The organism is Blautia sp. HCP3S3_B11 (assembly GCF_052064435.1).
In the GTDB taxonomy this organism is placed as follows: Bacteria; Bacillota; Clostridia; order Lachnospirales; family Lachnospiraceae; genus Blautia_A.
Window position 1 is genome coordinate 210,836 of sequence record NZ_JBQHVP010000002.1, and the last position, 14,441, is coordinate 225,276.

The 14,441-nt window shown below is 40.9% G+C and carries 14 protein-coding genes; 2 read left to right on the plus strand and 12 right to left on the minus strand.

Annotated features, from left to right (window positions below; translation table 11 throughout):
* Positions 1–44 precede the first annotated feature (44 nt).
* The 3 genes from ACTNC0_RS02485 to ACTNC0_RS02495 form a co-directional block, all read right to left on the minus strand.
* The gene (locus ACTNC0_RS02485) at positions 45–854 is read right to left on the minus strand and encodes a GTP pyrophosphokinase (protein WP_117676402.1); all 810 of its coding nucleotides are present in this window, start codon (positions 852–854) and stop codon (positions 45–47) included.
* A gap of 64 nt (positions 855–918) precedes the next feature.
* On the minus strand, positions 919–1,761 hold the full coding sequence (locus tag ACTNC0_RS02490) for a M23 family metallopeptidase (protein ID WP_441086227.1): 843 nt from the start codon (positions 1,759–1,761) through the stop codon (positions 919–921).
* Between the two features lie 199 nt (positions 1,762–1,960).
* Entirely contained in the window at positions 1,961–3,412 is a 1,452-nt protein-coding gene (locus ACTNC0_RS02495; RefSeq protein WP_441086228.1) for an aminoacyl-histidine dipeptidase, read from the minus strand.
* Positions 3,413–3,574: 162 nt separating this feature from the next.
* Between ACTNC0_RS02495 and ACTNC0_RS02500 the strand changes: the two genes are divergently transcribed.
* On the plus strand, positions 3,575–4,564 hold the full coding sequence (locus ACTNC0_RS02500; protein WP_441086229.1) for a hypothetical protein: 990 nt from the start codon (positions 3,575–3,577) through the stop codon (positions 4,562–4,564).
* Positions 4,565–4,913: 349 nt separating this feature from the next.
* Here ACTNC0_RS02500 and ACTNC0_RS02505 read toward each other — a convergent pair whose 3' ends face one another.
* The 8 genes from ACTNC0_RS02505 to ACTNC0_RS02540 all read right to left on the minus strand — a co-directional run bounded on the left by ACTNC0_RS02505 (position 4,914) and on the right by ACTNC0_RS02540 (position 11,832).
* On the minus strand, positions 4,914–5,543 hold the full coding sequence (locus tag ACTNC0_RS02505) for an ATPase (RefSeq protein ID WP_117676400.1): 630 nt from the start codon (positions 5,541–5,543) through the stop codon (positions 4,914–4,916).
* Positions 5,544–5,605: 62 nt separating this feature from the next.
* A complete protein-coding gene (coaD, locus tag ACTNC0_RS02510; RefSeq protein ID WP_441086230.1) occupies positions 5,606–6,100 on the minus strand; it encodes a pantetheine-phosphate adenylyltransferase in 495 nt (164 codons plus the stop codon).
* 80 nt (positions 6,101–6,180) lie between these two features.
* Positions 6,181–6,732, minus strand: coding sequence for a 16S rRNA (guanine(966)-N(2))-methyltransferase RsmD (gene rsmD, locus ACTNC0_RS02515; protein ID WP_441086231.1), 552 nt, complete (start codon positions 6,730–6,732; stop codon positions 6,181–6,183).
* Positions 6,729–7,124 (minus strand): methylglyoxal synthase, encoded by a 396-nt coding sequence (locus tag ACTNC0_RS02520; protein ID WP_008702973.1) that lies wholly within the window; start codon positions 7,122–7,124, stop codon positions 6,729–6,731. The genes rsmD and ACTNC0_RS02520 overlap by 4 nt, the downstream gene beginning before the upstream one ends.
* 345 nt (positions 7,125–7,469) lie before the next feature.
* A complete protein-coding gene (locus tag ACTNC0_RS02525) occupies positions 7,470–8,039 on the minus strand; it encodes an AAA family ATPase (protein ID WP_441086232.1) in 570 nt (189 codons plus the stop codon).
* 329 nt (positions 8,040–8,368) lie between these two features.
* Entirely contained in the window at positions 8,369–9,847 is a 1,479-nt protein-coding gene (gene pap, locus ACTNC0_RS02530; protein ID WP_441086233.1) for a polyphosphate:AMP phosphotransferase, read from the minus strand.
* A 228-nt stretch (positions 9,848–10,075) separates the two neighbouring features.
* On the minus strand, positions 10,076–11,077 hold the full coding sequence (locus ACTNC0_RS02535; protein ID WP_441086234.1) for a DHH family phosphoesterase: 1,002 nt from the start codon (positions 11,075–11,077) through the stop codon (positions 10,076–10,078).
* Positions 11,078–11,595: 518 nt separating this feature from the next.
* On the minus strand, positions 11,596–11,832 hold the full coding sequence (locus ACTNC0_RS02540) for an alpha/beta-type small acid-soluble spore protein (RefSeq protein WP_118630458.1): 237 nt from the start codon (positions 11,830–11,832) through the stop codon (positions 11,596–11,598).
* Positions 11,833–12,219: 387 nt separating this feature from the next.
* Between ACTNC0_RS02540 and ACTNC0_RS02545 the strand changes: the two genes are divergently transcribed.
* Positions 12,220–13,602 (plus strand): alanine/glycine:cation symporter family protein, encoded by a 1,383-nt coding sequence (locus tag ACTNC0_RS02545; protein WP_441086235.1) that lies wholly within the window; start codon positions 12,220–12,222, stop codon positions 13,600–13,602.
* Positions 13,603–13,784: 182 nt separating this feature from the next.
* Here the strand turns inward: ACTNC0_RS02545 and udk are convergent, their stop codons facing one another.
* A complete protein-coding gene (gene udk, locus ACTNC0_RS02550) occupies positions 13,785–14,405 on the minus strand; it encodes a uridine kinase (RefSeq protein ID WP_117677338.1) in 621 nt (206 codons plus the stop codon).
* Between the last annotated feature and the right edge of the window lie 36 nt (positions 14,406–14,441).

The window sequence follows — 14,441 nt, forward strand, 5'->3', positions numbered from 1 at the left end:
GTTGCAAAACAACTCCCATAATCCTGATATCATAATACTCCATCTTAATGATGATATACCGCCTGCGCACGATATCCTTCTGAAATAATATCAAGCTGTCTGTGGAATCGCTTCAGCTGCTGGAGATCCTTTGTGCGGAATACTCTCAGGAATTCATCCTGAATCTTCATAATCTCACGTTTATTTGCGATCTTGTACAGGTTTTCGATATTAATAAGGATATCTTTCACCAGATTAGACTGCATCTGGGAAGAGTTCTGTGCATCCATGATCTCATTTCGTACAGAAGACATCTCATGATCCAAAGCATTGATAGCATCTGCTGCCTTGCTCAGACGCTCTGCAACATGCTCCGGCATATCACCTTTATATTTGTATTGCAGGGAATGCTCGATCGTTGCCCAGAAATTCATCGCCATTGTACGGATCTGAATCTCTGCCTGTAGCTTCTTAGGTCCATTAATAGTATCCACTGTATAATAAATGATCAGATGATAACTTCTGTATCCACTCTGCTTAATATGTTTCAGATAATTCTTCTCACTCTTTATAGTCATATCGCTTCTTTTCTGAATCATAGAAGCAACCGTCTCTATATCCTCTTCAAACTGGCAGATAATACGAACACCTGCGATATCCTCCAGTTCCTCTTCCATCTTCTCCATAGGAATATGCTTGCGCTGCATTTTCTCAAGGATACTGCTTACACTCTTAACTCTGCCCTCTACCTGCTCGATCGGACAGTAAATATCGTTCTCTTTACACTCATCGATAATGTGATTAAATTTCACTTCCAGCTCTCTTACAGCCAGTTCATACGGGCACAAAATGCTTCTCCATAACTGTATTTCCATCTTCACTCGCTCCTTGCATTTCATACATTTTGTTATTATAGCATAGATTTAAAAAAATATCTCGCTAATATGAATAGTTTCTGATTTTTTTAGAAATGGCTTTCAACACCCAGTAAGGGTTTACGCTCAATTCCTCATAATGCGGTGTCCTGATATAAATTCCCAGATGAAGATGAACCGGAAACATGCCACGCGTACCTTCCGTACCATATCCGGTATTTCCCATATATCCCAGGATATCTCCTGCCGATACCTCTTCCCCCGTCTGGAAATCTTTCTCATATGTATCCAGATGGGCATAATAAAAATACCCGCCTTTCGGGGCACGTATTCCAATCCTGTAGCCACCCAACGGAAGCCACCCGATATTCTCCACCACGCCATCCGTGACACTTAAGACCGGATAATAGCCAGACTCCTTCTTACGTCCAAACAAATCACAGCCTTCATGTACACGCGAGTCTCCATAATCCCTGAGCGCACCATAGGTATTTTCAAAATCAACTTCCGTAGATGGAATGGGAAAATATTTCAGATCCGACCATACAGACTGATAATCCTCCATAAGCCGCTCATATTCCTCTGGCTTATACTTCCGATACGGCACACTGTCCGCCCGGACCTGCCTCGGATAAAATCCCGAATTCAGCATTGTCGCCGTCAAAATATTCGCAAACCCATCAGCCCCCGTCCCTTCGACCAGTGCAGCCTTCCAGATACTGCGATAAAGCCCGGGCGTCACATGCTGCTGCCTGAAATCACTCTCCTCACAAGCCTCCGCCTTCAAAGCCGAAGCCCGGCTGCGCATATTCAGCGTCATCTGCAACATAACCACCATCACCACAAGCACAAACAACGGCAAAATATATCGAACCAACGAAGTCCGCGCATTATACGGATCAAACATATGAGATACCTCCGCATTCTGTTACAGTATATGCATTAAAATGAAAATATAGAACCTATAAAGCATTTAGCTTCAAATAAGATTTTAAAAATCTTCCAATAACCAGCAGAGAGAGGACATTAGGTCATGACCTAATGTCCTCTCTCTGCGTCCCTTAATCAAAAATACACCCTGCCACAAACAGCAGGGTGTAACGCCATCAGTCTTTAAGAGCTCCCAGAACTTTCACCAGATACTTCCACACTCTCTCTGTAGAAGAAACACTAAGAACCTCCTCAGATGTATGAATATCCTTCATATCCGGTCCGAGGGATACACAGTCCAGACCTTCCATCTTCTTATAGAAAAGTCCACACTCAAGACCTGCATGAATTGCCACTACATTTGGCTTCTGACCATACATTTCTTCATAAACTTCCACCATCTTATCACGAAGCGGTGAATCCTTGCGGTACTCCCATGCAGGATATACACCCTGTCTCTCATATTCTCCGCCAAGAAACTCTGTCAGATACTCAATCTTATCAGAAAGTGCGTCTCTGGCTGTCTCTACAGAACTTCTGATACTGGAGCTTCCCAGCACTTCGTTCTCAGATGTTTTCAGAATACCGATATTTGTAGAAGTCTCTACCAATCCTTTGATAGTTCCACTCATCTTCTGAACGCCATACGGTACATTTACAAGGAAGAATACAACTTTCTCTTTACTTGTCGGATGAAGAACTTTCACATCCTGCTCACCTTCCTCTGTGACAGTTACTGTGATTCCTTCATCAGTTCCTGCATACTCTTCCCTCCATGCAGCCTGCATAGAAGCGGCATACTCTTTAACAGTTTCTACGTTCTCTTTAACAGTAAGAAGTTCTGCTATGGATTCTCTTGTGATTGCATTATCTTTCTGACCGCCCTGTACACTGATCAGCTCATAGCCTGCTTTCGCATCAAGACCATGAAGAAATTTACCCAGAAGAGAGTTTGCATTTGCACGGTTCTTATCAATCTCAGCACCAGAATGGCCACCCATCAGACCACTGATCTTAACTGTCAGTTTCTCACCTTTCGCTTCCAGTCTTGTCACTGGAATATGGCTGATTCCGGAAAGACCTCCTGCGCAGCTGATCCAGAGACTTCCCTCTGCTTCAGAATCAAGGTTGATGAATCTTCTTCCTTTTAATACGCTGCAGTCAAATCCGACAGCACCAAGAAGACCGATTTCCTCATCTACAGTAATAAATACTTCAAGAGGAGGATGTGCAATCGTATCACTCTCCAGAAGTGCCAGACCATAAGCTACTGCGATTCCGTCATCGCCACCGAGAGTTGTTCCATTCGCAGATACATAGTCACCTTCAACAGAAAGATTTAATCCATCTTTTGTAAAGTCGTGATCTACGTCCGGACGTTTCTCACATACCATATCCATATGTCCCTGAACGATTACTGTCGGTGCATTCTCATATCCTGCTGTTCCCGGTTTATAAATAACTACATTATTCATCTCATCCTGAATATACTTCAGATCATGATCCTTTGCAAACTGTACCAAATAGTCACTGATCTGCTTGGTGTTTCCTGATCCATGCGGGATCTTGCAGATCTCTTCAAAATAATGAAATACCCTTTTCGGTTCGCAATTCTCTAAAACTGCCATAATTATTACCTCCAAAATCACACTGATTTATAAAAAGAATCCTATAAAAAAATCTGATAAAACCAGATCTATTTTACCTGAATACTATAGCATTTATTTTCATTAAGTGCCATATAAATTTTATAAAGAATCTATAAAATGGTGTCCATGGAACATATTATTATGAGCAAAAACCATTTCCTGCTTTCCAGTGTACGTCGAAATCTTAAAAATATTCTGCTCGTCTGTGGAGTTTTTTTCCTTCTGGAATTTCTTCTGATGCATCCGGCTGAAAGTCTGGTCTGTGCGAAAGCAGGAATGACTTTATGGCTGAATACATTAATTCCGACACTTCTGCCATTTATTATTCTTACCGGTATATTGACACGCATTGATAACATCCAAAAAATTCTATCCCCTCTGGAGTCTTATTTTCGTGTTCTGCTGGGTGTCAGCAGCTGGGGCGGTTACGTGTTTCTGCTTGGTATGTTGTGCGGATACCCTCTGGGTGCCAAACTGGCTTCTGATCTGTATGAATCAGATAAAATCAGTAAAAAAGAAGCTGTGTACCTTTCTACTTTCTGTAATAACCCAAGTCCTGCTTTTGTCATTACATACCTGGGTAAATTATGCCTGAAGGATGTCGTCCCTGCTTATTTTATCCTCACAAGTCTCTTTTCTGCTAACCTGATATGTATGTTATTTTTTCGTTTCGCAATCTACAAAAATCAGATTCTGACAAGTGCGCAATACACAGATACACGTAATAAAAAAGAGGTCATGTCTACAGTCCCAGCCGGAAATATCGTCAATACTTCTATTATGAACGGGTTTGAAACCATCACACGGCTCGGAGGATATATCCTTCTTTTTTCTATTCTGGCCGGATGCATCAGATATTATCAGCCATTCCCTGCTTTTTATCAAAATCTGCTTCTGGGATTTACTGAAATTACTGCAGGGCTCTCAATTATTTCATCTTCTAATCTGTCTGTCACAGCCCGCATTTTTGTATCCGTCTCGGCTACGGCATCGGGAGGTCTGTGTATTCTTGCTCAGACAAGAAGTATTTTTCATTGCGATCTTAGTCTGATACCATATATTGTCTCCAAATGTATCAGTGCAGTTCTGACATCTTTTATCCTTTACTGCCTGTTATATTATTTTCTGTAAATACATTCTGATTATTAGCTTATACTGTCTACAACAAGTCGTTTGCTATAACAAAAGACATTTTAGAAGAACTTCCACATAAAAATTGCCAAAGACAATTTCAAAGGTTACTGTTCACTCCGTTCACAGTAACACGCTTCGCGATGCACAGAATTTATGCTGATCGCATAAATTCGCGCGGTATGTCTCGGGTTTTCTGTGACCTTTGCTCACAAAAAACACCTCGCGGGATATTACCAGTGAACAGTAACTTTCAAAGAAACAACACTAATATTTATAATGTAAAATATAAAAGGCCAGGAAAATATCCTGGCCTTAATATTATTCAATTAATATTATTCAATTAATCTTAGTTCTCTCCCAGATCATCTAAAAGATCGTCATCGTCATCTTTGCTGTCGTCATCATGGTAAGAACCTGTGATTGCTGCTGCCTGTGCTGTCTGAGGTGCAAGTTCCTGACGGTTATGATTAACAACGTCAAGACAGCTCTGCAGAGAATCAATAAATGTCTTATATTTGGCACCGGCATCCTCTAATGTTGTGTTAAGGACGCTGCCAATATTTGCCATCATATCATCTGTATAAGTGATAGCACTGAGACGGATGCTGTTTGCATCCTGTGTTGCAGAATCCAGAATCTCCTGTGCCTGCTTGTTAGCTGCATTGATTGTATCGTTTGCCTGTGCATATGCTTTCTGCATGATCTCATGCTGAGTTACCAGTTCCTGAGCTCTTGCCTGTGCATCTGCGATCAGAGCATCAGCTTTGGACTGTGCATCCTCAAGGATAGCATCTTTATTGTTAATAATCTTCTGATAACGTTTGATCTCATCCGGAGTTTTCAGACGGAGTTCTCTCAGAAGTTCTTCGATTTCTTCTTTATTTACAACAATCTTGGTTGTTGACAGCGGCTGAAATTTACAGCTGTCTACATATTCCTCGATTTCACCGATAATCTGTTCAATTCTGCTGCTCATAGTATAATATCTCCTTAATCTTCTCTATTTGTGTTACTGTCCTTTCGTATATGAACAATAACCTATTTGTCATCTGCTGTGCGATGAAGCTTCTCAATGACTGCATCAGTTATTTCTCTTGGTGCAAATTTACTCAGGTCGCCGCCAAAATGAGCAACTTCTTTCAATATCGTAGAGCTTAAATAAGCGTATTGCAGACTTGTAGTCAGAAATACAGTATCTACATCCGGTGCAAGCACACGATTCGTCTGAGCCATCTGAAGCTCATATTCAAAATCAGTAACCGCACGAAGCCCACGTATGATCACCTGAGCATGATTCTCTCTGGCAAAATTTACGGACAATCCCTCAAATGGTTTCACTTCAACATTCGGAATATCTAAAGTTGCCTTTTGTAATATATTAACACGTTCTTCTACAGAAAACAACGGACTTTTTGAAGAATTGTGTAAAACACCTACTATCACCTTGTCAAAAGATACTGCTGCTCTCTTTATCACATCAAGATGACCATAAGTTGCCGGATCAAAGCTGCCTGGGTACACTGCTATTTTCATGTGTTTCTTACTCTCTCTTTCCTCTGGCACGTATGCATGAAAAACAGTCACTGCTCACTTTATTGCTGACAGTAACTCCATCATGCACGTTCTAAAAATACGTGCTTATTTGTCTTATACTCTTTTGAACGCAGCTGTCTGTAACCAAGAGATTCCACATAACTGAAATCCGTCTGAAGGTCTGCCTCTACTATAATAAGCGTATTCTCATCTGCAACTGTGCTGTCCTTGAGATATTCGAGCACCTGACGTTCCAGTTCGTTATTATATGGCGGATCCATGAAGATTATATCGAAAGCACCTTTTCCTTCAAGGGAACGCAATGCCTGCAGCACGTCCATGTTCAGCAGTTTACCATCTTCTGCCAGTTTTGTAAATGTAAGATTTTCTCTGATGCATGCTGCAGCCTTTGGATTCTTCTCTACAAATATTGCATAAGAAGCGCCTCTGCTCAGTGCTTCGATACCAATTCCACCACTTCCTGAAAAAAGATCAAGGAAACGGCAATCCAAAAGTTCTGGCTGAAGTATGTTAAATAAAGTCTCTTTAATCCTGTCTGTAGTAGGTCTTGTGTCCATACCTGGAACTGTTTTTAAATTAAGCCTTCTGGCTTTTCCTGCGATTACTCTCATTTAAGATTCAGTCTCCAATCCAGGTCTCCTCTTGCGAGTCCTAAAATAAGAAGTTCTGCAGTGGCAATGTTTGTCGCTACAGGAATATTGTACTGGTCGCATCTTCTTACAATACTTGTGATGTCCGGTTCTTTTGGATCGATCATAACTGGGTTGTAGAACAGGATGACCATATCGAGATCCTGACGTTCTACCATCTCCATAAACTGCTTGTCTCCACCAATACTGCCGGCAAGGAATTTATGCACATGAAGACTTGTCGCTTCTTCAATTCTTCGTCCCGTTGTACCTGTCGCGTAGACCTCATGTTTGGCAAGTATATTCTTATAAGCGATGCAGAAATCTTCTATTAGTACTTTTTTACTGTTATGTGCGATTATACCTAAGTTCATAGTTTCTCCTCTCCGATTCTCCCGTTTATTTTGCGAATTCTTTCAATTCTTCGCAATTCTAAGTGTAATTATAACAAAGCACTAAATAAAACGCAATTAAAACTTGAAAAATATACACAATTCATAATTTATTAATATTTTCCTGGGAATTCTTCCTTCCCAGATGACTTACAAATCACTTGGATAACGATGTATAAGCAGCAGCTGAACTCATTTCCTGTGATATAAAAATAATGTCGCTTTATTTCTGACATCATAAAAAATATGATATATCAATAAAGCGACATATACTTATTGTTTCATTTCATGTTTTATAACATTTACCGGTTACTCTGACAGCCACACTTACTTTGATTTCGCCTGAATATAATTTATAATCATATCAACTGCGTCAGAAATAGCAATCTTTCCGGTATCAATGGACAACTGATACTGGCTGGTATCTTCCCATGCTTTTCCGGTGCAGAATTTATGGAATGATGCTCTCTTTTCATCCACTTCCTTTACCATGTGCGTAGCTTCTTTTTTGGAAATATTGTCACGCTTCATGATTCGCTCAATACGGCAATCTCTGTCTGCATGAAGAAAAATCGTTGTCGCTTCAGGATCTTTTTCATATACCGCACCCGAACAGCGGCCAATGATCACTGCTGATTTTCCTTTTGTAAGTTCACGCACAAGCTCAAAGGATCTCTCCATCGGGTTGCTGTCTCCATAGCTTACCGCTATGCTGTACAGCAGACTATTTACCGCTTTCTCCTGGAAAAATTCTTTATTCTCATCATATTTGCCAAGCTTTCTGGCTTCTTCTTCCAGTTTCTTTCTGTCGTAAAATTCCATTCCCAGTCTGGAAGCCAGTTCTCTGCCTATCTCATGTCCGCCGCTTCCACATTGTCTTGCAATTGTAATAATCATCTCGGTTCCTCCTGTCATACATTGTCATGATGTCATTGATTAGTTACTGTTCACACGCCACTATCCCGCGAGGTGTTTTGGCGTGAAAATGCCAAAATCCCGAGACGTACCGCGCAAATTTATGCCTGAGGTATATATTCTGTGCATCGCGAAGCGTGTTACTGAGAACGAAGTGAACAGTAACATGATTATTCATAATGGATCATTTTGGTTTCATTATACTCAAAAAGGAAGTGGATGTATATGCTAAAATCTACCATAAATTATCCTTGCAAAACCTGATATTCTGGTACTTATGGCGAATTGGTCAGACAAATTTAGCTTTTTATCTACTTATCTTTTAACGCCTTCTCAATCTCACTGATTACGATTTTAAGTGCCTTAATACGGGCGTATTTTTTGTCAACAGATTCAAGCACATGCCATGGTGCAAAGGAAGTATTCGTTTTCTGAAGCATTTCATCTACTGCAACTTCATATGCGTCCCATTTTTCTCTGTTTCGCCAATCTTCATCTGTGATCTTCCACTGTTTCTCCGGATTATTCTGTCTTTCCCGGAAACGTTCCAGCTGTGTATCCTTATCGATCTGAACCCAGAATTTAATAATAACTGCGCCCCAGTCCTTGAGTTCTTTCTCAAATTCATTCATTTCATTGTAAGCACGTTTCCAGTCATTCTCACTGCAGAATCCCTCGAGACGTTCTACCATAACTCTGCCATACCAAGTTCTGTCAAAAATAGTGATGTGTCCATCTTTCGGAAGTCTCGTCCAGAAGCGCCACAGATAATGTCTGGCTTTCTCATGAGGTTCCGGGCTTGCGATCGGATTCACTTCATAACCTCTCGGATCAAGGGCTTCAGTAATACGCTTAATATTTCCGCCTTTTCCTGCGGCATCCCAGCCTTCATATGTGATGATGACAGGAATACGTTTTCTGTATAACTTATTATGAAGTTCTCCAAGCTTGTCCTGAAGCAGCTTCAGTTCTGTCTTGTATTCTTCCTCTTCCAGAGTCTTACCTTTAAGATCTATGTCAGCCAGACGTGGAATCTGTTCCAGTGGAAAAACATTCTGCAAAATCGGTACAGAGTGTGCCTGATTCTGCATTGCAACTTCGATATTGCTTACCATCGTTTCCAGTACCTGAAGCTCTGCCCATTTTCTGTCACTGGCATCTATGATATACCACGGTGCTGAAGAAGTATTGGTGTCGGACATATACTGAGAAAATACCTTCGCGCATTTTTTATAATGGTCATTCTGCCATCTGTCAAACTCTGATACACGCCATTTCGTATCCTTATGTGTCAAAAGGAGTTTCTCACGTTTTTTCTGTTCGTCTTTATCAATCTGCATAAAAAATTTCAGAACGAGGTATCCATTGTCCGTAAGCTGTCGCTCAAAGCGGCGAATACTCTCAATTCTCTGTGTGTAGCTTTCTCCCTCAATTTTGCCCTCCAGACATTCTCTGCAGGTCTGCTCCATCCAGCCAGAATCCAGAAATGTAAATTTACCAGTTTCCGGGATCTGTTTGAAATAGCGGTAGAGAAATGGATATCTCATCTCTTCTGCCGTCGGGGTGGACATTGTGGCAACTTTGAAGAATCTTGGATCAATATTTTTGATTACTTTTCCAATCGTACTGCCCTTTCCGGAAGCTCCCCAGCCTTCAAAAAGTACGATTACCGGTATTTTATGTTCCTTGATCTTCATCTGGAAATCATAAAGCTGACTTCTCGCTGTCTGAAGACGGGTTTTGATTTCCTCTTTTTCCGGCATATGCGCCGGAGTCCAGTTTGTAAGCATTGTGCAGACCCTCCTTGATTTATAATATAATTTTTGCTTTATTATCATTTCTCTATTTGTGGCACCACAGTTTTTGCAGACATTCAAATCGTCGCTGTTAAGACTGCCGCAAAAGCTGCACTGCCAGTCCGGATTGCGGCTGATTTTTTCTGCTTTCTCCTCAGAAACATATTTAATTTCATCCGGCATATAGAATTTTGTGTTTATTTGCTCATTTATAGAGTATTATTAATTTTTCATCTCTGTTACTCTGTTCAGAATCTGTTTCTTTAATTCTTCCACATTATCGGTCCGATATTTTAATCCTGCTGCGGAAATGTGTCCTCCACCACCAAAAGGTTTCAACAGTTCATTAACATTGATCCATTTCCCGTCTGAACGAAAAGAACATCTCCACCCGTTTTCTTCTTCCTCATACATGGTAAAACCAAGTTCAATATCGTCGCAATCGCGCAGGATTGTGCTGATACAGTGGATGTCTTCGTATGTGATATCTTTTTCGGCAATTTCCTTCTGTCCCATAATGACATAAGCAACCCGGCCATCCATCGCACGTACTGCCCCATGAAGAATATCAGCTCTTTTGTACAGAATGTCCAGGGTATCACTGTGTAAGGTTTTCATAATCCTGCCATGATCAACTCCCATAAACATCAGATCAGCTACAGCCCGAAAAATACCCTGAGTTGCCCTTGCCAGTCCTCCGGTATCATGCAGGATACCAAGGTAAATATAATCTGCGGCATTAGGATACGCTTCCTTTTGGGCTGCATTTAAAAGCAGTTCGGGAGAAAGCATATGGTATACATTTTCCGCACACGCCTCAGAAACCTTTGTCCAGTTCACATCTCCGTACCCTTCATTGGAAGCATGATGATCAACAACAATGCTGGCAGCGGCATTTTGGTAATATTCCAATCCAATCATACGCTCCAGAGTTGCATTATCACAGACTATGACACAATATTGTTTTCCGGATATATCCGGCATCTCAAAAGGAACAAATGTCTTATCTTCCACGACCATCTTTTTCGGACCGCGCTCCAGCGTTTTTGCAAGGTATGGAAACACCCTGTATTGTGGATAATTAACATGGATATAGTGCGCAAGGCTCATCACCGATCCGGCAGCATCGCCATCCGGGTTTAAGTGTCCCAGAATCACTACAGTGTCCAGATTGTTCGTCTGCATGGTTTCATCAAAAACAGTATCAAATTTAAACTCTGTCATTCGTACCTCCTTCGTTATCTCACTTCCCTGTTATATTTTAATCTTATCATCTAACAGATCAGATAGCAAGTTGCGAGCACATACAAGCCAAAATTCATTCCCGATTGCCCTGCTGGCAATCCAGTCCATCATAGTGTGAAGTCATGCGTCAGATATCTTTGTCATGTCTCAGCACACCTGCAGATAAGTTCTGGTTATATTTAACAGATAATGGATGATATGGGTATGGTATCATGTGTTAAATTTTCAAGGTACAAATCTACCTGAATAGATACGGGCTTTTGACGCTTAAATCATATATATAAGATAACATAAACAAATGCATGAAACAACTTTTAAGTGACAACAACACACAGCAACACAATGCCGCCTTATTTCCATTGCTATAAGAGTATAGAACAGAAATAAAGCGGCATTTTTTCTTTTGTATAAAGTTTTTATGAACGTAATAATAATTTACGAAGCAATTATTCCGTCATAATCAGACGATAAAGTTCCTTTATATTATAACGTCATTTTTAGTACTGCTGGCCACCCTGAGAACCGGATCCGCTGGACATCTGTCTTTCCTGGGCTTCGATCATTTTCTTGACCATATATCCGCCGACTGAACCGTTCTGTTTGGATGTCAGGTTACCGTTGTATCCATCTGTAAGCGGTACACCTAATTCGTTTGCAACCTCGAATTTGAAACGGTCTAACGCACCTTTTGCTTCCGGTACAGCTGCCTGATTAGAAGATTTTGTGTTTGACATATCAATTTCCTCCTTGGTTGTTGTTTTCATTTTTGATTGTTTTGGTGTTGCAATGCTAGTATATGAAACTAGAAGAATAATACACTGGAAGTTTTCGTATACTAAGGAAGAGCATGGAAAATTTATTGCAATTTTATATTTTTTTATGGTATAATTACATTTAATTACCGAGATTAATCTCTAATTTCAGGCAGATATTTGTATCTGTGTATATGTGTGTAACTAAAAGACGAACCGTACAAAGGCGTACATCACATGAACTATCGTGTGTGTATGCCTTTTTTATATAACATTAATTTTTTTATTATATAAAACGGTATCTTTGAAGTTCAAAGATGTATCTTCTTTTCTTTACTCACATAAATTCATAAAAAGGAGAGGAAACCTATGATTAATTCTGTCGCAAATTTCATTAACAAACTGGATGGTCTTGTATGGGGATGGTGGATGATTCTTCTGCTTCTCGGGACTCATATTTTTATGACAGTCCGCACAGGTGTGATCCAGAGAAAAATCGGTACAGCTATCCGATTATCTGTCACGAAAGATACAGGGGCAGAAGGCGAAGTCAGTCAATTTGGTGCACTTACCACTGCTCTCGCTTCTACAATTGGAACCGGAAATATCATTGGTGTGGGAACCGCTATCGCGCTGGGTGGTCCTGGTGCTGTTCTCTGGTGCTGGCTGACAGGTGTTTTCGGAATCGCCACGAAATACAGCGAGTCTCTTATCGCTGTCAAATACCGTGCGAAAACGAAAGACGGACGTATGCAGGGCGGTGCCATGTATGCACTGGAACGCGGGTTACATATGAAATGGCTGGCATTGCTTTTTTCATTCTTCGGCAGCTTCGCTTCCTTTGGAATCGGATGTGCTACTCAGGTAAATGCAATTGCAACTGTATGTAATGAGAATCTGAATATCTCTCCAGTTTTTATCGGAATCGCAGTTGCCGCACTGACAGCACTTGTTATCTTTGGCGGTATCAAATCAATCGCAACCGTATGTGAACGCCTGGTTCCATTCATGGCTTTCTTTTATGTACTTGGATGTCTGATCATTCTGGGAATCAACTATGATTTTATTATTCCGGCAGTAAAAACGATTTGCAAGATGGCATTTACCCCAGGAGCTGCTGCCGGCGGACTGGTTGGACGCGGTATTATGATGGCAATGCAGTACGGAATTGCCAGAGGCCTTTTTTCCAATGAATCAGGTATGGGTTCTGCCCCTATCGCAGCAGCTGCCGCCCAGACGAGAAATCCTGTACGTCAGGCACTGGTTTCCAGCACCGGAACTTTCTGGGATACCGTTGTTGTATGTCTCATGACAGGTCTGGTTCTCGTCACAAGTATTATGAAAAATCCTTCCATTGATATGGGAAATATCACAGATGGCGGTGTGCTTACCACTCTGGCATTTCAGCAGATTCCGATACTTGGTCCGGTGATCCTGGTTGTCGGCATTATTTCTTTTGCTTACTCAACAGTTCTTGGATGGGCTTACTACGGTGAACGATGTGTGGAATATTTTGCAGGTAAAAAAGGACTGATTCCTTATCGCGTACTGTATATCACAGTTGCCGCGATCGCACCGGTTATTTCCCTGAATCTTGTATGGACCGTTGCCGATATCCTGAATGCATTGATGGCAATTCCAAACCTCGTGGCTGTGTTGCTTCTGTCAAATGTGATCGTTGCGGAAACAAGAAAATATATCAATGATCTGGATGCCAGAGATGATACTCCTGTTGAAATTATTGACAAATAGTTAACTGTCTATTGCTCTTCACAATTGAAACAACAGGCTTACCTGATCTGGTTACAAGCTGTTTTCATCAATAAGCTTCAGAATACAGAACTGTTAAACCGTTATAAAATTTTTTACAAAAAGCAAGTTTCCAAAGTTCACTATATCTTGATGAACTTAGAAACTTGCTTTTATTTTTACACTCAGTCTTCCTTTTTATCCAGCAACAGACGGATTTTTGAGACAAACAGGTCGAATGCAATATCATTCTTACCGCTGTTAATAACAATATCAGCTTTTGATCTGGTCGGTTCTACGTAAAGGTAATGCATAGGCTTTACAGTAGTCAGGTACTGTTTGATAATGCCGTTGAGATCTCTTCCGCGTTCTTCTACATCACGTGAGATTCTTCGCAGGATACGCTCATCTGCATCTGCTTCTACATATACTTTAATATCCAGAAGGTCTCTCACTCTCGGATCTGCCAGAAGCAGGATTCCCTCTACAAGAATAACCGGTTTCGGATCGATTCTGATCACCTTGTCAGAACGGTTATGTTTCGTATAATCATAAACCGGGCACTCGATTGATTTTCCCTCTTTTAACTGCTTCAGATGCTCTACCAGAAGCTCTGTCTCCAGTGAATCCGGATGGTCATAATTTACAGTTACTCTCTGTTCAAAAGGAACTCCGTCTTGTCTGCGGTAATAGTTGTCATGATAAAGAACAACTACATCATCTCCGAAATAATCTTTAATCCTGTTTGTAAAAGTAGATTTACCAGAGCCGGAACCTCCGGCAACTCCAATCACAATGCTTCCCATTTTTGTTTTTCCTCCATTGGCTGTATATTAACTGCT